Raw genomic sequence first — 22,843 nt, 5'->3', positions numbered from 1 at the left:
CATTTCGGTCTCCGGTAGATCTTGAATGTTACACACAAAGAGTGGGGATTTGGGCCTTAGCGGGCGATTGAACTCGCGAGCGGTGCTGAGGCCGGTATCGGCTGAGACGCGTTTTCCGGGACATGCAGTCCGCATTCGCGTTTCTCGTCGTTTTCCCACCACCATCGTCCGGCGCGCTCAGGCTCGCCGGGCTTGATGGCGCGGGTACAGGGCTCGCAGCCGATAGAGGGGTAACCGCGGGCATGCAGCGGATTGATCGGAATATGCTCGGCCGCCACATGGGCATTGATCGTCTCGATATCCCAATCGGCCAGCGGGTTGACCTTGATGAGGCCGCGCTCGGCATCATATTCGGCGAACGGCGTGGTGGCGCGATTGCCGGACTGGCCGCGACGCAAGCCGGTCACCCACACCTGCGCTTGCGAAAGCGCTTTTGCGAGCGGGATCAGCTTGCGCACATGACAGCAGGCGTGACGTGCTTCGATACTGTCGTAAAAACCGTTCAGGCCGTATTTCGCCGCATAGGCGTCGATATCATCCTTTTCGGGATAAAACCGCCGGATCGTCATGTCGTAACGTTCTTCGGTCTCCGAGATGAGCTCGACCGTTTCCTTGAACAGGCGCCCGGTTTCAAGTGTCGAAACTTCGATCGGAAGCCGATGCGTGCCAATTGCGGCGGTGATGACCTGGTCTTCTATTCCAAGCGAAGTGGTGAACACCGCATGGCCGATTTCGGCAGCAGCGGAAAGACGGCCGGAAAGATCGAGGCTTGCAAGTCTGCCGTTCAGTTCTGCGGCGAGGATCTCTGCACCCTCTCCATACGCGGTACGCGCAATCACATCATGCGAGGTCATGGTTCTTCTTTCATCAGCAAGTGCTGTAGTATTGCGACTTGCAGGGGCTGATGACAGGAAAAGCCGTTTCTTCCGCCGGTTCTGTGGAGCAAATATCTCTAGAAAGCCTCGCCTACACAGAAAACCTGCCGCCTTAACCAAATGTGACTGTTTTTGCGGCAGCAAATGCCCGCATAGGTTTGTAATTTCTGCATGTTTGCGGTACTCCAGAATGAAGTGTGCAATGCGGCATGACCGTCTGCACGAATGCGACCGCGGATGTCGCTTACAGGATATTCGCGAGCCGCCGGGATTACGAAGTGTGAAGCGGCGACGTGAGGACAAAAAAGGCCTCGCGGCGGCGTTGCTGTTGATGGTTGCGTGATGATATCCCAGAAAGCGAAATATGCGCTGAGAGCCTTGGCCGCTCTGGCGCAGGCCGACCCGGATGAGCCGATGCTGATCTCGGAGATCGCGGTCCAGCAGTCTATCCCGAAGAAATTTCTGGAACAGATTCTGCTCGACCTGAAGCGCTCCGGCATCGTCATGAGCCGCCGTGGCAAGCAGGGCGGATATCTTCTGCTGAAACCCGCCGACGCAATCTCCTTCGGCGAGGTCCTGCGTCTGGTCGATGGCCCGATCGCGCCGCTTCCCTGCCTGTCGCAAACTGCATACCGAAAATGCGATGACTGCGACGGCGAGCACCTGTGCGAAATCCGCCACGTCTTCGCCCGCGTGGCCGATGCCACCCGCGACGTCCTGTTCAACACCACGATCGCCGACGCAATCGAAGGGGCAGGCGAGGGGGCGGAAAAGCCAGCCCAAGTCCGTGAGTTGCTGACGGCGTAAAAGACGGCCCTTGGTCGTTGTACCAGATTTTGGTACATTCCGTGCCGGAGGTGCCTATGGCTCGCAACACATCCATTTCCCTCGGCGATCATTTCGCCGGCTTCATCGACCGCCAGGTGGAAAGTGGGCGTTATGGCTCTGCCAGCGACGTCGTACGCGCCGGGTTGCGCCTGCTTGAAGAGCACGAGGCACGCGTGAAGGCTCTGCAGGACGCGCTGATCGCCGGCGAAGAATCCGGAGAGCCTCAGCCATTCGACAATGAAGCATTCCTCAAGCGCATGCGCGAAAAGCATGGGCGCTGACGGCGAACGAGAGTTTAGAATTTCCCCGTTCGCGCAACGCGATCTGGAAGATATCTGGTCATTCACGGTCGACAAATGGTCGTGGGAGCAGGCCGGCAAATACCACGCCGATCTGCTCCGCGTGTTTGCGCAACTCGTCAGCGGTCAGATGAAGGGGCGCGAAGTCGACGTGCGGACAGGATATCGCAAATATCCCGTCGGTTCGCATTTCGTTTTCTACCGACCGCGTTCCTATGGAATCGAGATCATTCGCGTCCTGCATCGACGTATGGACGTCAGTCGCCATCTGTGAACGACATCGAAGTCGCCAATGTGCTAATATACTCTCGTTGTCGAGAGGCGTGGCATGTTCTCAGTCTCCATTGCGAGATCACCAAAGGATTTCGAGGTTGCCGCGGCGCTGTGCCGGGAGCTGGCGGAATGGGATATGGCCATGGCGACAACCCATGGCATCGATCCGCAAGTGGTGATGGATCTCTATCACGGCGTGACAGCGACCAGCCTTGCCCGGAGCTACGGGCAGGGAGGAGCGGCAATGGTGTTGGCCTCCTGGGATGGCCAGCCGGCGGGGTGTCTGGCCTTTTCCGCTTTCGATGATACGGCTGATGAACTTCACAAGTTCTACGTCGCGCCCGGCTTCCGGCGAAGAGGCATCGGCGGCGCAATGATGCGGGCCGTTCTCCACGCTGTCGAAACGCACCGGAAGAGCACGTTGCTGGCGCACACCACCATCTACATGACCGATGCCATATCGATCTATCGCGCCTTCGGTTTCGACTTTTGCCCACCCTTTCGCAAGGTGCCCGAGGCGGTTGGTCATACGGAAATTTTCCTCAGGCGCGACGCTCTGCCGGGTTGAAATCAGCCCTCTGGAACGAATTCCTGCCGGATTGCGTTTTTGCCGTTCGGTGTTTTCCCAACGCTGCCGTTCTCTGAACTCATGCTCACGGAGCGCATTCTTTGTCGCGTAGACCGGCCCGAGGGAAACAGTTTTGCCTTCTTTTCGCCGTGAATTGACTAAGACGACCTGACCGATAGAGTTTAAGCCAGATCGCAGGACAAGGATCACAGGAGAGACCCTATGCTGAACTTCACCGATGGGATTGGAAAGCGGCTGGCAGTGCTAGCGCTCGGCGCAACACTCGCAGCGGGAAGTATCGCACCGGCTTTTGCCGCGACCCAGCTTCTGAACGTGTCCTACGATCCGACACGCGAACTCTACAAGGATTTCAACGCGGCTTTCGCCAAGCATTGGAAGGCTGAAGGCGGTGAGGATGTCACCATCCGCCAGTCGCATGGCGGTTCCGGCGCGCAGGCCCGCTCGGTGATCGACGGTCTCGAAGCCGATGTCGTGACGCTGGCGCTTGAAAGCGATATCAACGCCATCCAGAAGACGGGCAAGATTGCTGAAAACTGGCGCACCCGCCTGCCCAACAATGCAGCGCCTTACACCTCGACGATCGTCTTCCTCGTCCGCAAGGGCAATCCCAAGGGCATCAAGAACTGGGGTGATCTGGTGAAGGGCGACGTACAGATCGTCACGCCGAACCCGAAGACCTCCGGCGGTGCGCGCTGGAACTATCTTGCCGCCTGGGCTTGGGCGAATGAAGAGTTCAAGGGCGATCAGGACAAGATCAAGGCTTATATCGCGGATCTCTACAAGCGCGCTCCGGTTCTCGATACCGGCGCCCGCGGCTCCACTGTAACCTTCGCCCAGCGCCAGATCGGCGACGTGCTGCTCGCTTGGGAAAACGAGGCCTATCTGGCCGGTGAGGAATTCGGCAAGGACGCATTCGATATCGTCGTGCCGCCGATCTCTATCCTCGCCGAACCGCCGGTTGCCGTCGTCGATGCCACCGTGGATGCCAAGGGTACTCGCAAGGTCGCGGAAGCCTATCTGCAATATCTCTATTCCGACGAGGGACAGAACATCGCGGCCAAGCACTTCTACCGTCCTTCCAAGCGTGAAGTGGTGCAGCCGGATCTGCTCAAGCAACTGCCGGACATCAAGCTCGTCACCATCGACGACCCGCTCTTCGGCGGCTGGAAGAAGGCGCAGCCGGAACACTTTGGCGATGGCGGCATTTTCGACCAGATCTACAAGCCGGGTGCCAAGTAAAAGCCATCAAGTGACACTGACGGCACGGTGCGGTAGTTTGATTGCCGCACCGTTGCCATGTAGGGCCTGAACGCAGAATTCGGAACCAAGCATGACCGCATCCGCTACCGCTTCTTCGGCGGGCTGGAGATTGAAACAGCCGAGCATCATCCCGGGTTTCGGGTTGACGCTCGGCTTTTCGCTCGCCTACCTGTCGCTGATCATTCTCATCCCCATTGCCGGCCTGCTCTGGCGCACGGCCGAACTCGGCTGGTCCGGCTTCTTTGCCATCCTCTCGGATGAACGAACGATCCGCGCGCTTTACGTCTCCTTCGGCACGGCCTTTATCGCGGCATTGATCAATGTCGTCTTCGGCACGCTGCTCGCCTGGGTGCTCACCCGTTATCGTTTCCCCGGACGCCGGCTGATCGATGCGATGGTCGATCTGCCCTTCGCTTTGCCGACAGCCGTTGCCGGTATCGCATTCGCATCTCTTTATGCGCCCAACGGCTGGATCGGCTCGCTGTTCATGCCGTTCCGCATCGCGTTCACGCCGATCGGCATCGTCATCGCGTTGATCTTCATCGGCTTGCCTTTCGTGGTGCGCACCGTTCAGCCGATCATGGAAGAGATCGATAAGGAAGTGGAAGAAGCGGCAGCCACGCTCGGCGCCAACCGTTTCCAGACGATCTTCAACGTGCTTCTGCCCGGCCTCACACCCGCCATCCTTACCGGTTTCGCACTCGCTTTCGCCCGTGGTGTCGGCGAATACGGCTCGGTCATCTTCATCGCCGGCAACATTCCTTACGTCTCGGAAATCGCGCCACTCCTGATCGTCATCCGGCTGGAAGAGTTCAACTACGCGGGCGCCACCGCAATCGCCACGATAATGCTTTTGATCTCCTTCGCCATGCTTTTGGTGATCAACCTCATCCAGGCCTGGAGCCGCAGGAGATATGGCAATGTCTGATAACCGCCGCATCTCCTTCCGCAACCCGGCCGACGAAAGCTTCTCCACCAAGCTTGTCCTCGTCGCCCTGTCGCTGGCCTTCCTGGCCTTCTTTCTCTTCCTGCCGCTCGTCTCGGTCTTCGTCGAGGCGTTTCGCGAAGGTTGGGGCACCTATGAGGAAGCGCTTGTCGAACCGGACGCCTGGGCTGCAATCCAGCTGACCCTGACGGTGGCGGCCATCGCCGTGCCGCTCAATCTGGTTTTCGGTTTGGCCGCCTCCTGGGCGATCGCCAAGTTCGAGTTCAAGGGTAAGGCGTTTCTGATCACCCTGATTGACTTGCCGTTTTCGATTTCGCCGGTCATCTCGGGCCTCGTCTATGTTCTTCTTTTCGGCTCCGGCAGCCTGCTTGGACCATGGTTGAAGAGCTACGGCATCGAGATCCTGTTTGCCGTGCCCGGCATCGTTCTCGCCACCGTCTTCGTCACCTTTCCTTTCGTTGCGCGAGAACTGATCCCGCTGATGCAGGATCAGGGCACCGGCGATGAAGAGGCGGCGCTGTCGCTCGGCGCATCCGGCTGGCAAACCTTCTGGTATGTGACGCTGCCCAATATCAAATGGGGCCTGCTTTACGGCGTGCTGCTCTGTAATGCCCGTGCCATGGGTGAATTCGGCGCCGTCTCGGTCGTCTCCGGCCGTATCCGCGGCCTCACCAACACCATGCCGCTGCATGTCGAGATCCTCTATAATGAGTACAACATGGTCGCCGCCTTTGCCGTGGCCTCGTTGCTGGCACTTCTGGCACTCGTCACGCTCGCATTGAAAACCTTTCTCGAACTTCGGTTCGGTGCCGGCGCTGCCGGCGGCCGGCACTAGGATACCCCGCATATGGAAGTTAAAATCAACAATATCCGCAAGGAATTCGATCGTTTCGCCGCGCTGAACGACGTGTCGCTCAACATCGCGTCCGGTGAACTGATCGCGCTTCTCGGGCCGTCCGGCTCCGGCAAGACGACGCTGCTGCGCCTGATCGCCGGCCTGGATTTCCCGACCGCCGGCCAGATCTTTTTCGGTGAGGAAGATGCCTCGCGCCATTCGGTGCAGGAGCGCAATGTCGGCTTCGTTTTCCAGCATTACGCACTGTTCCGCCACATGACGGTGGCGCAGAATATCGGCTTCGGCCTTAAGGTTCGCCCCTCTGCCAGCCGCCCGCCGAAGAGCGAGATCAAAAAACGCGTCTCCGATCTGCTCGACATGGTGCAGCTTTCCGGGCTTGAAAACCGTTACCCGAACCAGCTTTCCGGCGGCCAGCGTCAGCGCGTGGCGCTCGCCCGCGCCATGGCGATCGAACCACGCATCCTGCTGCTCGACGAACCTTTTGGTGCGCTTGATGCGAAGGTGAGAAAGGAACTGCGCCGCTGGTTGCGCGAATTCCACGATCGCACCGGCCACACGACCGTCTTCGTCACCCACGACCAGGAAGAGGCACTCGAACTTGCCGACCGCGTCGTCGTCATGAGCCAGGGGAAGATCGAGCAGGTCGGCTCGGCCGACGACGTTTACGATCGCCCGCAATCGCCCTTCGTCTTTTCCTTCATCGGCGAATCCTCGCATCTGCCGGTCGAGGTGAAAGACGGCGCGGTTTTGTTTCAGGGCCAGCCGATCGGTATTTCCGAAGGGGCGGATGCGGCCGGAGACCTGTTCTTCCGTCCAGAAGACGTTGTTTTGACCGACGAGAAGGACGCGCTGTTCGGCAAGGTCACGGCCTGTCGCCGTCTGGCCGGCACCCGCATTGCCGAGATCGATATCGCCAACAATGGTCACGATCCCTTTCATGTCGAAGTGGAGGTGCCGCTGCATGCGCCGGTCGAACTCGGGTCGGAAGCCCGTTTCCGCCCGACCCGCTGGAAAATCTTCCGCAAATAGGTAACGTCACGCGGAAAGGCCGTTCAGCGGCCTTCCTCCTCGCGGGCATCGAGGTCGGCCAACATAGAGCCGCCGCAGGCAGCGGCGGCTGGAACTTGGCGCGAAAAAATCAGCCGCGATAGGCGACGAGAACCGCGCCGCAGGCAATCAGGCACACACCGAGCCAGTTCGGCAGAGACAGGCGCTCTCCGAGAAAAAACACGCCGAACACGGCGACCATGACGACGCTCATCTTGTCGATCGGGGCAACGCGGGCGGCATCTCCAAGCTTCAGCGCCCGGAAATAGCAGAGCCAGGATGCACCTGTCGCAATTCCGGAGAGCACGAGGAATGTCCAGGTCTTTGGCGAAATTTCACTGACCGGCTGCCATCCGCCGAGCATCGACAGGATGGCGGCGACGACGAGCAGGATGACGATCGTGCGGATGAAGGTGGCGAAATCGGAATTGATGTTCTCGATACCCACCTTGGCGAAGATCGCCGTCAGTGCCGCGAAGACGGCCGAAAGCACCGCCCAGAATTGCCAGCTCAAAAGCATGTCGATTGTGTCCCGTGTGGAGGAATCGGAAGTTGCCGGAAACCTATCGAAGCCGGTCATCTGCGTTAAGCGCTTAGAAGTGGTGTTCGGCGGAAAACGAAAACACGGCTACAATAAAATGCCTTTCAAGAAACGGTGAAGCCCATGGTCTTCGCGCAGTCTGCGCACATCTTCCTTTTCTGCAACGAACTGGGAGAGACCGATGAACATCCGATCGTTTGCCGCAGGCTTTACCGCCATCGCCATTGCCGCCGCTCTCGCCGGCACGGCTGCCGCCCATCACGGCTGGGCCTGGGCGGAAGGCGAGCAGACCACGCTTCAGGGGACGATTGAGACCATATCCTTCGCGCCGCCGCATCCTTCGCTGACCGTCATGTCCGACGGCGAAGTCTGGCAGATCGACCTCGGCAATCCGCGCCAGACGGAGCGGTCCGGTTTTGCCGAAGGTTCCGCAAAGGTTGGTGACGCCATCACCGTGCTTGGCAACAAGTCCGCCGATGAAAACGAGAAACTGATGAAGGCAGTGCGCATCACGGTGAAGGGCAAGAATTTCGACATGTATCCGGAGCGGATAAAGACGAACTGAGGAAAAATCGTGGACTGGTTGACGACATGGCTTGAGCCGCTGGCGGCAACACCGGTCGCGCGCCTGCTCATCATGTCCTCGACGGCCTATCTGCTCATCAACGCCGCGCATATCCTGTCGATCGGCATGCTGTTCGGCGCCATCTTGGCGCTGGATCTGCGTCTGCTGGGCCTGGCAAGGGCGGTGCCGCTGCCGGTCATCGCCCCCTATCTCTCGCGTCTCGCCGGCACAGGGCTGGCGCTGGCGATCATAACAGGCCTCTGTCTCTTCTCCGTGCGGCCGGTGGAATATGCCGCCAATCCGGCCTTTCTCTGGAAATTCGGATTGATTGGCCTCGGCATGATCAACATTGTCAGCGTCCATCGCGGTCGCGGCTGGACGGCGATCCTGGATGGTGGATCACCCACAACAGCCCTGAGGGCTTCCGCGGTGATTTCGATCGTCATCTGGGTGGCCGCCGCCGTCGCAGGCAGATGGATCGGGTTCCTCTGATCACTTGCCAATCATCGCCGGGAAGCGCATTATGCATCGCAATTGCAACGCATGAGGTGCCGCCATGAAAACCGCGACCATTCCTTCTCTCCGTGTCGATCCTGAACTGCGTGCCGCCGCTGAAAGCGTGCTGGAAAAGGGCGAAACGCTTTCGGCCTTCGTTGAGGATGCGCTGAAGAAGCAGGTCCATTATCGCAAGACCCAGGCTGAGTTCATTGCACGCGGGCTGACATCACTGGCAGAAGCCGATCGGACTGGTGTTTATTACAGCTCGGACGAAGTGCTCGGTGAACTAAGGGCGATGCTGGAAGCCAAGAGAGCGAGACGTGAAAAGCCGTGACGTATCAGGTTAAGCTCACGGAAGATGCGCGTCAGGATCTGCGCCGGCTTTATGCCTATATGCTTGAGTGGGACGAAGACGCCGCTGCAAAAGCGCTGGACACGATAACTTCCGCAATGGAAATTCTGAAAAGGTTACCATTCTCCTGTCGAAAGGCTCCGGGTAACAACGCGCTCATGCGAGAGCTGGTTATTCCTTTCGGTTCGTCCGGCTATGTCGCACTTTTCCGGATTGATGGGAGTGATACGGTAACTGTCGCCGCCATCCGCCATCAGCGCGAAGACGACTACCACTGATCAGCGGTCGCTGACCGCAGCCCTTGGATTGATCCAGGGTTCCTGATTGCTGCGGGAAAGCGGCGTCTTGCCGAGAATATGGTCCGCGGCCTTTTCTCCCACCATGATCGAGGGACCGTTGAGATTGCCGTAGGTGATATGCGGAAAGATCGAGCTATCCGCCACGCGCAACCCTTCGACGCCGATTACCCGGCATTCGGGATCGACCACGGCAAGAGGATCGTCGGCGCTCCCCATCCGGCAGGTGCCGCAGGGGTGATAGGCGCTTTCCAGATGCTCGCGCAGGAAGCTGTCGATCTCCTCGTCCGATTGCACCTTTTCGCCCGGCTGGATTTCCGGCCCGCGAAAATCGTCGAAGGCTTTCTGGCTGAAGATCTCGCGGGTCAGCCGCACGCAGTGGCGAAACTTCTGCCAGTCTTCCTCGTGGCTCATATAGTTGAAGCGGATCACCGGATCGTCCTTCGGGTCGGCCGATCGCAGCGTCACATGTCCGCGCGACTTGGATAGATTGTAGCCGACATGCGCCTGAAACCCGTGGCTCTTGGCGGCCGCCTTGCCATCATAGGAAATCGCCACCGGCAGGAAATGATACTGGATATCCGGTTGTTTCAGCCCGGCTTCAGAGCGCAGGAAAGCGCAGGCCTCGAACTGGTTTGAGGCTCCAAGACCGCCCTTGGAAAGCATCCATTGCGCCCCCGCCACACCCTGCCAGAACCATGGCAGCCAGGAATAGAGGGAGACCGGTTTGGTCGAGACCTGCTGGAAATAGAATTCCATATGGTCCTGCAGATTGGCCCCGACACCCGGCCGGTCCGCTTTCACCGCGATCCCCATGGATTTCAGATGCTCCGCCGGCCCGATGCCCGAGAGCATCAGCAGTTTCGGCGAGTTGAACGAGGAGGCGGCGACGATCACCTCTCGATTGGCTTTCACGACTTCCGGCAGGCCGCGTCGCAGTATCTCGACACCGGTCGCGCGGCCATCTTCGATGACGACCTTCTGCGCCAGACCATGAATGATCTCGACGTTTTTCCGCTTCATCGCGGGCCTCAGATAGGCATTGGCCGCAGACCAGCGGCGGCCCTGATGGATCGTCTGTTCCATCAGCCCGAAACCCTCCTGTTTCGAGCCATTATAGTCCTCCGTCGTTTCGAACCCGGCTTCCGCCCCCGCCCGGATGAAGGCGTGGAACAGCGGGTTTGTCACCGGCCCGCGCTGCACATGCATCGGCCCATCGGTGCCGCGCCAGCCTTCCTCACCGCCATGGCTGTGCTCCATCCGCTTGAAATAGGGCAGCACATCCGCATAGGCCCAGCCGCGCGCGCCAAGCTCTTCCCAGCGGTTATAGTCTTCCGCATGGCCCCGCACATAAACCAGACCGTTGATGGATGACGAACCGCCCAGCACTTTTCCGCGCGGCGCGGTGATGCGGCGATTGTTGAGATTGGGTTCAGGCTCCGAGAGATAACCCCAATTGTAACGCTTCATGCTCATCGGCCAGGCAAATGCGGCCGGCATCTGGATAAACGGGCCATAATCCGATCCGCCCGCCTCGATGACGATCACCGAATGCTTGCCGTCCTCGGAGAGGCGGTAAGCCATGGCCGAGCCTGCCGAACCGGAACCGATGATGACGAAATCTGCCTGCATGAATATCCTCGAACTGCTATGATGACGGTTCTAGAGTGGTTGACGCGGTCGGGCTGTTTCAATTGCGGCAGTATGATTTCAAGGTTCGGCCGATCTGAAGGTTATGCAATGAGCGATCAGAAAACACGCGAGCGACGGTCGCCGCCTCGCGACAAGCAATTGTCTTTGGAGAAAGATGGCCGGAACGACTACGGAGAAAACAGCAAATCATCCCGGAAGAATATTCCTTTGTTCAAAGCGCAATCCAACCGGCGCGGCCGTCATGGGGCAAGGATTGCGATCGATGCGATTGCCGCAGATGGTGACACTGTGCAGGCCGAACGACAGTTGCTTTTCGCCGACCGTAAAGCTTTGCAGCCGAACAAGACAAAGACACCTGACATCCCACTTGGGGAAACGCTGCAAAAGAAAGGTAAGCGGCCAAGCAAATAGCCGCTCAATCCTCAATACGGCGCCTCGACCTTGCCCATCCCGACATAAACCGTCTTCAGCTCCGAATAATGCTCTAGCGCCGAGAGCGAATTTTCCCGCCCGAAGCCTGACTGCTTCGACCCGCCGAAGGGAATTTCCACCGGGCAGAGATTGTAGGTGTTGATCCACAAGGTGCCTGCCTCAAGCTGGTCCACCACCCGATGCCCGCGCGAAAGATCGGCGGTGAATACGCCGGCGGAAAGGCCGAATTCGGTGGCGTTCGCTCTCGCGATCACCTCGTCCTCATCGTCGAAATCGAGCACGCACATCACTGGCCCGAAGATTTCTTCCCGGGCGATGGTCATCTCGTCGGTCACGTCGGCAAATACCGTCGGCTGCACGTAATAGCCTTCACCCCCGTGAACGGAGGGCACATCGTTGGGAATGCCGCCGCCCGTCAGAAGCGTTGCACCTTCCGCCTTGCCCTTGTCGATGTAGGAAAGAACCTTCTGCCGTTGGTCGAACGAGATCAGCGGCCCCATCTGCGTCGCCTCATCCATTGGCTCGCCGATAACGATCTTCTCCGTCCGTTCCTTCAGCCGCGACAGGAACTGCTCTTTCACCTTCCTCTGCACGAACACGCGGGTGCCGTTCGAGCAGACCTGACCGGTCGAATAGAAGTTGCCGAGCATCGCCCCGCCGATGGCGCTGTCGATATCGGCATCGTCGAACACGATCAGCGGCGATTTCCCGCCAAGCTCCATCGTCACATGCTTGAGCTGGCCGGCAGCCGCTGCCGCCACCTTGCGGCCGGTCGGCACCGAGCCGGTAAGCGAAACCTTTGCGACATCCGGGTGATTGACCAGCAGCGGCCCCGTTGCCCGGTCCCCTTGGATGACATTGTAAAGACCCTTCGGCAGCCCGGCCTCGATCAGGATCTCGGCGATCTTCAATGCACCCAGCGGCGTGTTTTCCGATGGTTTGAACACCATCGCATTGCCAGCCGCAAGCGCCGGTGCACCCTTCCAGCAGGCGATCTGCTGCGGATAGTTCCACGCGCCGATGCCGACGCAGACGCCGAGCGGTACGCGCTTCGTATAGGCAAAATCCCCGCCGAGCGGGATATACTGGCCGTTCATCCCCGCCGCGATCACGCCGCCGAAAAATTCAAAGCTGTCGGCGCCCGAAGTCGGATCGGCAACGATCGTTTCCTGGATCGGCTTGCCGGTATCGAGCGTTTCCAGTTCGGAAAGCTCGCGGTTGCGCTCGCGCATGATCTCGGCGGCCCGTTTCAGGATGCGTCCCCGCGCGGTGGGGCTCATGGCCGCCCATTCCGGCTGGGCGCGTTTGGCCGCCGCGATCGCCTTTTCGACGATCGCAGGCGTTGCCGCATGCAGCCTTGCGATCACCTCGCCGGTGGCGGGGTAAAGGCTCTCGATGACGCTGCCTGCGGTATCTTCCACATATTCGCCATCGATGAAGTGGCTGGCTTTCGGCTGTGCTTTCATTCTCTTGTCTCCGTCCTCACTCCCCACGGGGATAGCGTTTGGACTCTTCCAGATTGTCGAGGTTCATGTGGTTGCGCATGTAGCGCTCTGAAGCTCTTTGCAAGGGTTGATGGTCCCAGGGATAATAGGCGCCGTTGCGCAGCGCCTCATACACCACCCATCGCCGGGCCTGGCTTTCGCGCACGGCGGCGTCGAATGCCGCCATGTCCCATTTGGCATTCCGCTTGGCCCGAAATTCTTCCAGAACCTCCGCATAAGCAGGGTTATCGGCAAGGTTCGCCAGTTCCTTAGGATCGGTATCGAGATCGAAAAGCTGCTCGGGATCAAGTTCGCAATGGATGTATTTCCACTTGCCCTCGCGGATGCAGACCAGCGGTGCATAAGACGCTTCGGCGGCATATTCCATCAGCACCGGGGAAGTGCGTGCCCCTCCGCCGATGACGGGTTTCAGGCTCTCGCCATCCGTCCACGGCGCGATCTCGGCCATCGAGATCCCGGCGAGATCGCAAAGCGTCGGCGTCACATCGAGATTGGAAACGGGAGCCTTGTGCAGGGCAGGGGTAATACCCGGCCCCGCCACCATCAGCGGCACCCGCGCCGAACCCTCGAAAAAGTTCATCTTGAACCACAACCCGCGTTCGCCCAGCATGTCGCCATGATCGGAGCAGAACAGGATGAACGTATTGTCGAGCATCCGGGTGCGGGTCAGTGTGTCGATCAGCTCGCCGACCTTTTCGTCGATATAGGAAATATTGGCGAAATAGGCCTGCCGCGAACGGCGCACATTCTCGCCGGTAATAGCAAAGCTCGCATAGTCACAGGATTTGAGAATACGCTGCGAATGCGGATCCTGGCTCTCCAGCATGCCGATTTCGGGCAGCAGATGTTGGCAATCCTCGTAGAGATCCCAGAACTTTTTGCGCGCCACATAGGGGTCGTGCGGATGGGTGAAGGAGACGGTCAGTGCCCAGGGTCGACGGGCGATATCGTCGTTCTCGCGCGCCAGATGATAGAGCTTCTGGTTGGCCAGAAACGCCACCTCATCGTCATATTCCATCTGGTTGGAAATCTCGGCCACGCCCGCGCCGGTGACCGATCCCATATTGTGATACCACCAGTCGATCCGTTCCCCCGGCTTGCGGTAATCCGGCGTCCAGCCGAAATCGGCCGGGTAGATATCGGTCGTCAGCCGCTCCTCGAACCCGTGCAGCTGGTCCGGTCCGACGAAATGCATTTTTCCCGAAAGCGCCGTGTAATAACCGGCACGGCGCAGGTGATGCGCATAGGTCGGGATAGAAGAGACATATTCGGCTGCATTGTCATAGACTTGCGTGCGGCTCGGCAGCTGCCCGGCCATAAAGGAAGCGCGGGCGGGGGCGCAAAGCGGCGAGGACGTGTAGTTGTTTTGGAACCGCGCCGAGCGTGCGGCCAACGCCTTCAGGTTCGGCGCATGCAGCCAGTCGGCCGGACCATCGGGAAACAGCGTGCCGTTCAATTGGTCGACCATGATGATGAGAATGTTCGGGCGGGACATGATCGTGACGGCTCTCTGAAGGCGGGAATGGCAATGTAAGGAGTTATTTTCGATCTTGTTTTTGATCAAGCGTCGATTGCGAACCGCGCTATCCCAAAAGCGTAGATGCTTGCTCGGTGTAACACCTGATGGTACATTGGGCTGTGAGGGTAGAGGATGATCGTAAGCTTTCGGGATGCGTGGCTTCAGGACTTCTTCGTTTCCGACATCCGGAACAAGAAGATTCCTGCGGATATCGAGGATCGCCTGTTTCGCAAATTGCAGATGATCGATGACGCAAGGACGGATCAGGACTTGCGCATTCCGCCCAGCAATCATTTCGAAAAATTGCGTGGCTCTCTCGAAGGTTACTGCTCAATCAGAGTGAACAGGCAGTGGCGTCTGCTTTTCCGTTGGGACGGTTCGGCGGGCGAGGCGGCGGAAATCTACCTCAATGACCATCGCTACAGATAGGTGCAGCATGTTGATGACAAAGCGAAAGCCAATAGGGATCGGCGAAATCCTCGTCGAGGAATTCATGCAGCCCATGGGGTTGACGCAGGCAGCCTTGGCGGAGGCCATGGGTGTGCCGCGCAAACACGTCAACGAACTCTGCAATGATCGCCGCACGATAACCGTGCCGACAGCGCTGATCCTGGCGAGAGTGTTCGGCAACAGCCCGGATTTCTGGCTTAATATCCAGCGCCGCAGCGATCTCTGGGCAGCCATGCATGACCCGAAGGAATTGGAGCGTATCGAGCGCGCCCGTCCGTTGAGTGAGGTTGCCTGAAACATTTCGTCGCGGGGCAGCAAGCTAGCGCTTCACGGCACCGGGAGAAGCCCGTTTTCGCCCCCGTAATTCATTGAATTTTAAGCAAATACAGAAAGTCCGTCACAAAACCTTCATGCGATTTTCATAGAGGAGCAACGGATTGTTGACGGGTCGCACGGCAACCTGCGCAACGTCATTGAAGGCTTGGATTGAGCCTCTTTAAATATCGCTGGTGCAGTGGAGTAATGCGTATGTCGTCTGCGGCTGTTCTCGAACCGGGTGCTATCCGGCGATATGCAGGCGACCAGCTTGTCACGCTTGGAAAACTGGTGCTGGAAAACGCCTTCCAGCCGATTGTCGAGGTCGCCACCGGTTCGGTCTTCGGTTACGAGTCGCTTCTGCGCGGCCAGGAAAGGATCGGCTTTACCTCTCCGCCGGCGCTTCTCGATGAGGCCCATCAGACGGGACAGCTTCTGGCGCTGGAACAGATGATGTCCGGTCGGGCGCTTGCCAAGTTCGCGACGCTTCCCGAATATTCCTCGACGACGCTTTTCCTCAACCTTGATGTCCGCTTGATCCGTCAGGGCCACGAGTTCCTGGAAAAGGTGCTGCATCACCTGCGCGCCTCTGGCATTGCGCCGTCTTCTGTCTGTTTCGAGTTTTCCGAACGTTTCGACAATACCAGCGTGCCGGAATTTGCCGATCTGGTTGCGGATATGCGCAAGGCCGGCTTCAAGCTCGCCATCGACGATTTCGGCGTCGGCCACGGCGAGATGAAGCTGCTTTGCGATTTCCCGGTCGATTATCTGAAGATCGATCGACACTTCGTCTCGGAGATCGACAGCAATCCGCGCAAGCGTCATCTGGTCAAGAACATCGTCAACATTGCCCACACGCTCGGCATTCGGGTCATTGCCGAGGGCATCGAGACCGAAGCCGAGTTCCTGGCCTGCCGCGAATATGGCGTCGACCTCGTTCAGGGCTATTTCATCGCAAGGCCGACGACCTTCCTGACCGAATTGCAGCCGGCCTTTCCGCACCTTGCCGATATCGGTCGTACGCGCCGCTCCAGCCAGTCGCTCGACGAGATCCTCATCCGCAAGCAGATCGAGAAACTGCCGACGGTTTTTGAAAGCGATGCGATCGATAGCGTGTTCGAACTGTTTCGCCGCAATCCGCGCCAGGCCTTTTTTCCGGTCCTGAACGCCAATGGCGAGCCGCGCGGTGTCATCAGCGAATACCATCTAAAGGAATTCATCTATCAGCCCTTCGGCCGCGATCTGTTGAAGAACAAGCTCTATGAGCGCTCGATCGCCCATTTCGTCGAGCCGGCGCCGATCATCGGGCTGGATGCCGAGGCGGAAGAGCTGATGAGCCTGTTTGCCAATATGGAAAACAGCGCCTGCGTCATCCTGACGGAGAACATGCGTTATGCCGGCGTTGTTTCGGCCGCCGCACTCATCAAGGTGGTCAACGAAAAACAGCTGAAAATCGCCCAGGACCAGAACCCGCTGACCAGCCTGCCGGGCAACCGTGCGGTGCGTGATTTCATGCAGGAAGCCGGGCGCGACGACGAGGAAAGCCGTTTCTTCTGCTATTGCGACTTCGACAATTTCAAGCCCTTCAACGATCATTACGGGTTCCAGAAGGGTGACCACGCGATCTCGCTGTTTGCGGCGCTGATGAAACGCTACTTCTTCTCTGAGGGCGATTTCCTCGGCCATATCGGCGGCGACGACTTCTTCATCGGCATTCGCGACTGGACACGCGGCGAACTGGACGAAATCCTCGAGCGCCTGCTGTCGGATTTCCACGGCGACGTCATCGAGCTTTATTCCGAAGAGGAACGTGCTTCCGGCAGAATCCGCGGCCATGACAGGTCGGGTCGCGAACGGGATTTTCCGCTGTTGCGCTGCTCGATCGGCGTTCTTGAACTGCCGAAGGGTTTGCTTCTCGACGATATCGGCCGCATCAGCGTCGAGATTGCCGCGGTCAAGGCAAGTGCCAAGGAGAGCGAAGGCGGCCTCGTCTTCTCCGCCTTCGGTGAGACAAAGTGACCGGCCGCAGCCACCGGTCCCTTTCTAAGCCCGGGGGCGTGTCCTAAGTCAGTGCTCTCATGCTGACAGGAGACTTCTATGCCGCTTCCAAATGAGATGCGTTTCATCGATCTGCCGTCTTTCGGTTCCCCGGATGTAATGGTGGTGGCCCAGGGGCCGCTCCCAAGCCCGCGTCCCGGCGAAATTCTGGTGAAGGTTGAGGCGGCGGGCGTCAATCGCCCGGATGTTGCGCAGCGTCAGGGCAATTACCCGGCCCCCAAGGATGCAAGCCCGATCCTCGGCCTGGAGATCGCCGGCGAAGTGGTTGCCCTCGGCGAAGGCGTTTCGGACTATGCGATCGGCGACAAGGTCTGTGCACTGGCGAATGGCGGCGGTTATGCCGAATATTGCGCAGTGCCGGCCGGACAAGTGCTGCCATGGCCAAGGGGCTATGATGCGCTCAAGGCGGCAGCCGTGCCGGAAACCTTCTTCACCGTCTGGGCCAACCTTTTCCAGATGGCGGGCCTGACGGAGGGCGAGAGCGTTCTGATCCATGGCGGCTCGAGCGGCATCGGCACGACGGCGATCCAGCTCGCCAAGGCCTTTGGCGCAAAGGTCTATGCGACGGCCGGATCGAAGGAAAAGTGCGACGCCTGCGAAAAGCTCGGCGCGACGAGAGCGATCAATTACAAGTCGGAGGATTTTGCCGAGGTCATCAAGGCGGAAACTGAAGGGCAGGGCGTCGATGTCGTGCTCGACATGATCGGGGCCGCCTATTTCGAAAAGAACCTCGCGGTGCTCGCCAAGGACGGCTGCCTGTCGATCATCGCGTTTCTGGGCGGAGCAAAAGCTGAGACCGTCAATCTGACGCCGATCATGGTCAAGCGCCTGACGGTGACCGGTTCGACCATGCGCCCACGCACCGCCGACGAAAAGCGCGCCATCCGCGACGATCTCGTCACCGAAGTCTGGCCGCTTCTGGAAAAGGGTGAAATCGCGCCGGTGATCCATTCCGTGCTGGATTTCGATCAGGTCGCCGAGGCTCACCGGCTGATGGAAACCAGCAGCCATATCGGCAAGATCGTGCTGAGGATCGGCTAGGGAATGGGCCTTCGAGGAATCACATCCTTGCTCCGGCTCGCGAATGTTAAGCACAGGCGGGCGCTTTTCCAAAGCACATATATTCGCGGCGCGTAACATAACTTGCCTTGCAAGACATGCGTATGACACCTACCTTCTAGTCATCGTCAACGTAGTGAAAGGAAGGTGATCCAATGTCTAATGAGATTTCGGTCTGCGTAACGGGCAATGGAAAGGTGGCGGTCTTGACGGGGCAGCCCTCGGCCTGAACTGCATCTTCCTTCGGACTGTCGCGAGACGGGCCGGGTTCGTTGAACGGACCAGATTTCATGGAAGGGTCGCCTTGGCGGCCCTTTTCCTTTTTCTGCAATAGGCAGAAACGAGCACTACGCCGACAATGACTCTGCGTGACATGCCTGCATGTTTTTTCGGCTAGGACCTGCCGAAGATGCCTATTTTTAACGCGGTTGCTTTGACCGAGATCACAAAAATCCCTGCTCATTTGGCAAGGGTGTGCTGCTAATCGAGTGCTACTTCAAGACGGTCTTCGCGCGTATAACAGACGCATCGAAGCAAGAGGGCGCCACCAACCGGCCGCCGCTTCGAAAACCCAGGAAAGGGGGACCATCATGAACGTGAAACGCACTTTGACCAATTGGCGCAATTACCGTCGGACGGTTGCCGAACTGGAGCGGATGACGACGCGCGAACTGGCCGATCTCGGGATCACCCAATACGAGATCCGCAGCTTCGCTCGGACCGCCCACGGTCTCTGATCGAAAAATAGGCACACTTCTGATGAAAACGCCCGCCATGACGCGGGCGTTTTGCTTTTGAGAAACTGTCTGCTGGATCAGATGCCGATACGCCCGAGCGCGGGTATCTTGATGCCGGGCCGGGAAAGGTCTAACCCGGCGACAAGCCCGAGGAAATGCACCTCCAGACCGCTTCGCGCGCCGACCGAGAAACCGGCCAATCCCCTCAGCGTTACATGCAGGTCGCGCCGGTCTTCATCGAGATGGACGAATTCACCGTTCGGCAGATAATCGCGCCCCACCGCATGGGGCGGCAAAACGGCCCCGATCTCCGGCACGGTGCGCAGGACATAGGCGACGAACGTGTTGGAGTTGGGGCCGGGCCAGATCGTATAGCCGCCGGGTTCGGCGTAAGGGTAGGCGGCAATCGCCCCTTCTATCTTCGGGATCAGCAACTCCGCCTTCGCGCCCGTGACAGTCGCGACCAGCTGCGGTTCATTCGAATACCAGTAGGCATCCGGCGCCCGGTGATTGCGCCGGATCGGTGATCCCCAGCCCACCTTGTCGTAACGGGTATAGGTCGAGGCTCCCTTTTCCTTGGTGACGATCCAGGCATGGCTGGCAACGGCACCCTTCAGCCCGCCAGTCATGGCGGAAAAGATATAGATCGCCGCATCGTTGCTCGCTTCAGGCTTGGGCAGAATTCCGGCCGATGTCCAGCGCGCCGCACTCCATCCGGCAGGATGGTCCTTCATTGCCCAGAGACCTGCAGATGCGAAGGTCGGCAGCAGGTAGACGATGAAGATGACGACCAGCAGACGTTTTACCGATTTCATTAGCATTTCCCGTGCAAGTCTTCCGCGAACCAGCTATGACGCCGCCACCTGTTTCGATCGCAATAGAATCCAGCAAAATCAGGACTGACCATGCAAAATCCCGTTACCGTCGAAGTGACCCGCGGCTCGTCGGTCGAAAGCCGCCACAGGGGATTGGGTGTGGTCGTTGATGGAAGCGGCAAGGTCTTGTTTTCCTTCGGTGATGCGGAAGCTGGTGTTTTTCCGCGCTCTTCCTGCAAGGCCATGCAGGCGCTGCCGCTGGTCGAGAGCGGCGCGGCGGATGCCTATGGTTTCGGCAATGCCGAACTCGCCTTTGCCTGCGCCTCGCATTCGGGCGAGGATCGCCATGTCGAGATGGCGGCGTCCATGCTGGCAAAGGCCGGCCGCGACGTCTCTTCGCTCGAATGCGGCGCGCACTGGTCATCCGATCAGGCGACCCTCATTCATCAGGCACGCACCATCGACAAGCCGACGGCCCTGCATAACAACTGCTCCGGCAAGCATTCAGGCTTCGTCTGCACCTGTGTCCATTCCGGCGCGCCGGTCGAAAACTATGTCGGTTATGACCACCCGCTGCAGCGAGAAATCCGCGACGTCATGCAGAGCCTGACGGGCGCAGTGCTTGGCGCGGACAATTGCGGCACCGATGGCTGCTCGATCCCGACCTATGCCGTTCCGCTCAAGGGACTGGCGCACGGGTTTGCAAAAATGCTGACCGGCGAAGGGCTTGCCGCATCGCGCGCAAAAGCGTCCCGCCGCCTGATCGACGCCTGCATGGCCGAACCCTTCTATGTTGCCGGTACCGGCCGCGCCTGCACGAAACTGATGGAAGTCGCGCCAGGCAAGATCTTTGCAAAAACCGGTGCCGAAGGCGTCTTCGTTGCAGCCCTTCCCGAACAAGGCCTCGCCATGGCGGTCAAATGCGAAGACGGGACGACCCGCGCCGCCGAAGCGATGATCTATGCGCTGATTTCCCGTTACTTCGAAAAGGGTGGCGAGACGCAGACGAAACTGATGGAAATGGCCAACCGCCAGATGAAGAACTGGAACGGGATCCATGTCGGCGATGTAAGGGTGACCGACGCCATGTTCGCCTGAGATCGTTTTTCAGGGCGCGGATGCGGCCCGAAAAATCAGGCGCAGCGTGCCAGCGGAATAGGCTCCGGCTCCGCCTTCACGTCCATCGGCAGATAGGGCATTGGAAGATCCGCGAGCTGTTGCAGATCCATTGCGCGGATGTCCAGATGGTCCAAGGGGCTCTGTTCGATGACGCTGGTGGCGGAGCAGAGCCGCAGTGACCGAGTCGTGGCATTCAAGAAAATCTTGAAAGGGTTCATCGTCTACCTCGCAAATGCGTGTTTCATTTGCAGGGTGAATATGGGTTGTATCAGCCAAGGTTACAATCGACATTATCAGGTTGCTGCTATAGGTTTTCTATATGAGCAATCTGAACCTCGTTCATCTGAATGGCCTTCGGGCGCTGGAAGCCGTCGCGCGGCTCGGCTCGTTACAGGCAGCAGCGACGGAGCTTGGCGTCTCGGTAGGAGCCGTCAGCCAGCAGGTCATCAAGGCGGAAGCGCAGCTCGGTCATCCGGTCTTTCAGCGTCTGCCGAAAGGCATGGTGCCGCTGGACACGGCAAGGCCGATGCTGGCGCGGCTGGCGGATGGTTTTCGCAGCCTGTCGGAAGCGGTGGCGGTTGGTCGGGCGCGGGATGAAAACCTGCTGACCATTTCGGTTGCACCGGTCTTTGCCGCCCGTTTCCTCGTTCATCGGCTTGACCGCTTCACGGCATTGCATCCTGAAATCCGCCTGCGGATTGATGCGACGACGGCGATGGCGGATTTCGTCACGGATGGGGTGGATTTAGGCATCCGGGTCGGAGCGGGGAAATGGCCAGGTGTCAATGCGGACCTGCTTCTGCCACAGCTCGTTTTCCCCGTTTGCGCGCCGGCTTTGGCTGAACGATTGCGCGAGCCGAAGGACATTCTCAAACTGCCGACCATCATTGATGGACACGCGATGTTTTCTTGGGATGTGTGGCTTCGGTGCGTGGGGCTGGAAGGGCGGCAGATGCAGGTCCGCCATGTCTTCAACGAGGCCTCGCTCTGCCTTGATGCAACGATAAGGGGCGAGGGCGTCATGATCGCCTGGCAAACCCTAGCCGATTATCCGCTGGCGCATGGCAAGCTGGTCGAGCCGTTCTCGGTCAGGGCCGCGACCGGCTTCGGCCACTATTTCGTCACCCCTGCCGGAATTCGTCAGCCACCGAAGGTCAAGGCCTTTCATCGATGGCTGACGCAGGAGCTGGAGGCTTTGCAGCCTCAATGACCTTATGGATTTGCCGGCTCGGCGTTCCGCTTTGCCCACATTGCCTGATAGCCCGGACGATGGGTACAGGCCTCGTACCAGACTTTCAGTGATGGCCGGGCATCGAACAGGGCGTGATAGCCGCGCGCATAACGCAGGATTTCGACGACATTGATATCGGCGGCGGTAAAGCGGTCGCCGACGAGATAATGGGTCGTTGCCAGGTGCTTTTCCAGAACGTCGAAGGCGCGCACAAGGCGATCGGCCGCATCGTCGATCGCAGCGATGCCTTCCGGCGTATCACCCTTGGTCGACTGGATCTTCAGTGCATCCGACTCGATGCTGGTTGCCGCAAACAGCGACCACTGCACCATCAGCGCCTCTTCAGCGATATTCTGCGGGCCAAGCTCGCCGCCATATTTGCGGGCGAGATAAAGCGAGATCGCCAGCGACTCGTGCAGTACGAAGCCATCGTCGTCCATCGACGGGATCGATCCCATCGGATTGATGGCGAGGAACTCGCTCGTGCGCGTGTGCACCGGGCAGCCGGGAGCCGACGTATCGGCCAGGCGATAGGCCTGGATGATCGGAACGAGCTCGAACGGCAGGCCGATTTCCTCGATGAGCCAGAGTGGCCGCGTGGCGCGAGAACGGTAAACCCCGTAAATCTTCAGCATCGATATCTCCTTGATGAGTTGGCGCGAAGCTAATCAGGTTTGGTAACGAACGGAAGATCATCCTGCGTTGGACGTCCATGAAAGTTTTCG

General features: G+C 59.1%; 27 protein-coding genes. 20 read left to right on the top strand and 7 right to left on the bottom strand.

Features of this window, described 5'->3' with window-relative positions; translation table 11 throughout:
• Nucleotides 1-56: 56 nt before the first annotated feature.
• A complete protein-coding gene (locus JNB91_RS22560; protein WP_220327728.1) occupies nucleotides 57-854 on the bottom strand; it encodes a phosphoadenylyl-sulfate reductase in 798 nt (265 codons plus the stop codon).
• Nucleotides 855-1,217: 363 nt separating this feature from the next.
• Here JNB91_RS22560 and JNB91_RS22555 point away from each other — a divergent pair, with 363 nt between their 5' ends.
• The 8 genes from JNB91_RS22555 (at nucleotide 1,218) to JNB91_RS22520 (ending at nucleotide 6,955) form a co-directional block, all read left to right on the top strand.
• Nucleotides 1,218-1,682 carry an RrF2 family transcriptional regulator gene (locus tag JNB91_RS22555; protein ID WP_220327727.1) on the top strand — a complete coding sequence of 155 codons (465 nt, stop codon included), beginning with the start codon at nucleotides 1,218-1,220 and terminating at the stop codon, nucleotides 1,680-1,682.
• Nucleotides 1,683-1,738: 56 nt separating this feature from the next.
• Nucleotides 1,739-1,984 carry a type II toxin-antitoxin system ParD family antitoxin gene (locus JNB91_RS22550; protein ID WP_220327726.1) on the top strand — a complete coding sequence of 82 codons (246 nt, stop codon included), beginning with the start codon at nucleotides 1,739-1,741 and terminating at the stop codon, nucleotides 1,982-1,984.
• Nucleotides 1,974-2,276 (top strand): type II toxin-antitoxin system RelE/ParE family toxin, encoded by a 303-nt coding sequence (locus JNB91_RS22545; protein WP_220327725.1) that lies wholly within the window; start codon nucleotides 1,974-1,976, stop codon nucleotides 2,274-2,276. The genes JNB91_RS22550 and JNB91_RS22545 overlap by 11 nt, the downstream gene beginning before the upstream one ends.
• 54 nt (nucleotides 2,277-2,330) lie before the next feature.
• Complete coding sequence (locus JNB91_RS22540) at nucleotides 2,331-2,843, top strand: GNAT family N-acetyltransferase (RefSeq protein WP_223218319.1); 513 nt, start codon at nucleotides 2,331-2,333, stop codon at nucleotides 2,841-2,843.
• Nucleotides 2,844-3,065: 222 nt separating this feature from the next.
• Entirely contained in the window at nucleotides 3,066-4,103 is a 1,038-nt protein-coding gene (locus JNB91_RS22535) for a sulfate ABC transporter substrate-binding protein (protein WP_220327724.1), read from the top strand.
• 91 nt (nucleotides 4,104-4,194) lie between these two features.
• Nucleotides 4,195-5,052, top strand: coding sequence for a sulfate ABC transporter permease subunit CysT (cysT, locus tag JNB91_RS22530; RefSeq protein ID WP_220327723.1), 858 nt, complete (start codon nucleotides 4,195-4,197; stop codon nucleotides 5,050-5,052).
• A complete protein-coding gene (gene cysW / locus JNB91_RS22525) occupies nucleotides 5,045-5,905 on the top strand; it encodes a sulfate ABC transporter permease subunit CysW (RefSeq protein WP_220327722.1) in 861 nt (286 codons plus the stop codon). The genes cysT and cysW overlap by 8 nt, the downstream gene beginning before the upstream one ends.
• A 12-nt stretch (nucleotides 5,906-5,917) precedes the next feature.
• On the top strand, nucleotides 5,918-6,955 hold the full coding sequence (locus JNB91_RS22520; protein ID WP_220327721.1) for a sulfate/molybdate ABC transporter ATP-binding protein: 1,038 nt from the start codon (nucleotides 5,918-5,920) through the stop codon (nucleotides 6,953-6,955).
• Between the two features lie 109 nt (nucleotides 6,956-7,064).
• On the opposite strand, the gene JNB91_RS22515 is transcribed toward JNB91_RS22520, so the two are convergent.
• Nucleotides 7,065-7,493 carry an EamA family transporter gene (locus JNB91_RS22515; protein ID WP_223218318.1) on the bottom strand — a complete coding sequence of 143 codons (429 nt, stop codon included), beginning with the start codon at nucleotides 7,491-7,493 and terminating at the stop codon, nucleotides 7,065-7,067.
• Between the two features lie 202 nt (nucleotides 7,494-7,695).
• Here JNB91_RS22515 and JNB91_RS22510 point away from each other — a divergent pair, with 202 nt between their 5' ends.
• From JNB91_RS22510 to JNB91_RS22495, 4 genes are all read left to right on the top strand, one after another.
• Complete coding sequence (locus JNB91_RS22510) at nucleotides 7,696-8,079, top strand: DUF6152 family protein (RefSeq protein WP_220327719.1); 384 nt, start codon at nucleotides 7,696-7,698, stop codon at nucleotides 8,077-8,079.
• A 72-nt stretch (nucleotides 8,080-8,151) separates the two neighbouring features.
• Complete coding sequence (locus tag JNB91_RS22505) at nucleotides 8,152-8,571, top strand: DUF6644 family protein (protein WP_430736337.1); 420 nt, start codon at nucleotides 8,152-8,154, stop codon at nucleotides 8,569-8,571.
• Between the two features lie 64 nt (nucleotides 8,572-8,635).
• Nucleotides 8,636-8,911 (top strand): YlcI/YnfO family protein, encoded by a 276-nt coding sequence (locus JNB91_RS22500; protein ID WP_220327718.1) that lies wholly within the window; start codon nucleotides 8,636-8,638, stop codon nucleotides 8,909-8,911.
• Nucleotides 8,908-9,207, top strand: coding sequence for a type II toxin-antitoxin system RelE/ParE family toxin (locus tag JNB91_RS22495; RefSeq protein WP_220327717.1), 300 nt, complete (start codon nucleotides 8,908-8,910; stop codon nucleotides 9,205-9,207). The genes JNB91_RS22500 and JNB91_RS22495 overlap by 4 nt, the downstream gene beginning before the upstream one ends.
• On the opposite strand, the gene betA is transcribed toward JNB91_RS22495, so the two are convergent.
• Nucleotides 9,208-10,857, bottom strand: a complete 1,650-nt coding sequence (gene betA / locus JNB91_RS22490; protein WP_220327716.1) for a choline dehydrogenase — start codon at nucleotides 10,855-10,857, stop codon at nucleotides 9,208-9,210. It lies immediately after the preceding gene.
• A 108-nt stretch (nucleotides 10,858-10,965) separates the two neighbouring features.
• On the opposite strand from betA, the gene JNB91_RS22485 reads away from it, so the two are divergent.
• On the top strand, nucleotides 10,966-11,289 hold the full coding sequence (locus tag JNB91_RS22485; protein ID WP_220327715.1) for a hypothetical protein: 324 nt from the start codon (nucleotides 10,966-10,968) through the stop codon (nucleotides 11,287-11,289).
• A gap of 11 nt (nucleotides 11,290-11,300) precedes the next feature.
• Here JNB91_RS22485 and betB read toward each other — a convergent pair whose 3' ends face one another.
• Both betB and betC read right to left on the bottom strand, forming a co-directional pair.
• A complete protein-coding gene (betB, locus tag JNB91_RS22480) occupies nucleotides 11,301-12,776 on the bottom strand; it encodes a betaine-aldehyde dehydrogenase (protein ID WP_220327714.1) in 1,476 nt (491 codons plus the stop codon).
• Nucleotides 12,777-12,792: 16 nt separating this feature from the next.
• Nucleotides 12,793-14,310 carry a choline-sulfatase gene (gene betC / locus JNB91_RS22475; RefSeq protein ID WP_220327713.1) on the bottom strand — a complete coding sequence of 506 codons (1,518 nt, stop codon included), beginning with the start codon at nucleotides 14,308-14,310 and terminating at the stop codon, nucleotides 12,793-12,795.
• A 156-nt stretch (nucleotides 14,311-14,466) separates the two neighbouring features.
• Here betC and JNB91_RS22470 point away from each other — a divergent pair, with 156 nt between their 5' ends.
• The 5 genes from JNB91_RS22470 to JNB91_RS22450 all read left to right on the top strand — a co-directional run bounded on the left by JNB91_RS22470 (nucleotide 14,467) and on the right by JNB91_RS22450 (nucleotide 18,953).
• On the top strand, nucleotides 14,467-14,763 hold the full coding sequence (locus tag JNB91_RS22470; protein ID WP_220327712.1) for a type II toxin-antitoxin system RelE/ParE family toxin: 297 nt from the start codon (nucleotides 14,467-14,469) through the stop codon (nucleotides 14,761-14,763).
• A gap of 7 nt (nucleotides 14,764-14,770) precedes the next feature.
• Nucleotides 14,771-15,079 (top strand): HigA family addiction module antitoxin, encoded by a 309-nt coding sequence (locus JNB91_RS22465; protein WP_223218317.1) that lies wholly within the window; start codon nucleotides 14,771-14,773, stop codon nucleotides 15,077-15,079.
• Between the two features lie 233 nt (nucleotides 15,080-15,312).
• Nucleotides 15,313-17,118, top strand: a complete 1,806-nt coding sequence (locus tag JNB91_RS22460) for a bifunctional diguanylate cyclase/phosphodiesterase (RefSeq protein ID WP_220327710.1) — start codon at nucleotides 15,313-15,315, stop codon at nucleotides 17,116-17,118.
• Nucleotides 17,119-17,196: 78 nt separating this feature from the next.
• The gene (locus JNB91_RS22455) at nucleotides 17,197-18,198 is read left to right on the top strand and encodes an NAD(P)H-quinone oxidoreductase (protein WP_220327709.1); all 1,002 of its coding nucleotides are present in this window, start codon (nucleotides 17,197-17,199) and stop codon (nucleotides 18,196-18,198) included.
• Nucleotides 18,199-18,806: 608 nt separating this feature from the next.
• Nucleotides 18,807-18,953 (top strand): DUF1127 domain-containing protein, encoded by a 147-nt coding sequence (locus JNB91_RS22450; RefSeq protein ID WP_220327708.1) that lies wholly within the window; start codon nucleotides 18,807-18,809, stop codon nucleotides 18,951-18,953.
• Between the two features lie 77 nt (nucleotides 18,954-19,030).
• Here JNB91_RS22450 and JNB91_RS22445 read toward each other — a convergent pair whose 3' ends face one another.
• Nucleotides 19,031-19,768 carry a DUF3750 domain-containing protein gene (locus tag JNB91_RS22445; protein ID WP_220327707.1) on the bottom strand — a complete coding sequence of 246 codons (738 nt, stop codon included), beginning with the start codon at nucleotides 19,766-19,768 and terminating at the stop codon, nucleotides 19,031-19,033.
• A gap of 90 nt (nucleotides 19,769-19,858) precedes the next feature.
• Here JNB91_RS22445 and JNB91_RS22440 point away from each other — a divergent pair, with 90 nt between their 5' ends.
• Nucleotides 19,859-20,866, top strand: a complete 1,008-nt coding sequence (locus JNB91_RS22440; RefSeq protein WP_220327706.1) for an asparaginase — start codon at nucleotides 19,859-19,861, stop codon at nucleotides 20,864-20,866.
• 340 nt (nucleotides 20,867-21,206) lie between these two features.
• Nucleotides 21,207-22,097 (top strand): LysR substrate-binding domain-containing protein, encoded by an 891-nt coding sequence (locus tag JNB91_RS22435; RefSeq protein WP_220327705.1) that lies wholly within the window; start codon nucleotides 21,207-21,209, stop codon nucleotides 22,095-22,097.
• 2 nt (nucleotides 22,098-22,099) lie between these two features.
• Here JNB91_RS22435 and JNB91_RS22430 read toward each other — a convergent pair whose 3' ends face one another.
• The gene (locus JNB91_RS22430; RefSeq protein WP_220327704.1) at nucleotides 22,100-22,753 is read right to left on the bottom strand and encodes a glutathione S-transferase family protein; all 654 of its coding nucleotides are present in this window, start codon (nucleotides 22,751-22,753) and stop codon (nucleotides 22,100-22,102) included.
• Nucleotides 22,754-22,843: the final 90 nt, after the last annotated feature.

Origin of the sequence: Aliirhizobium wenxiniae (assembly GCF_019511445.1) — a bacterium.
GTDB lineage: Bacteria > Pseudomonadota > Alphaproteobacteria > Rhizobiales > Rhizobiaceae > Neorhizobium > Neorhizobium wenxiniae_A.
Note: the sequence above shows the minus strand (reverse complement) of the source record. Positions and strands in the feature narration are given on the sequence as shown.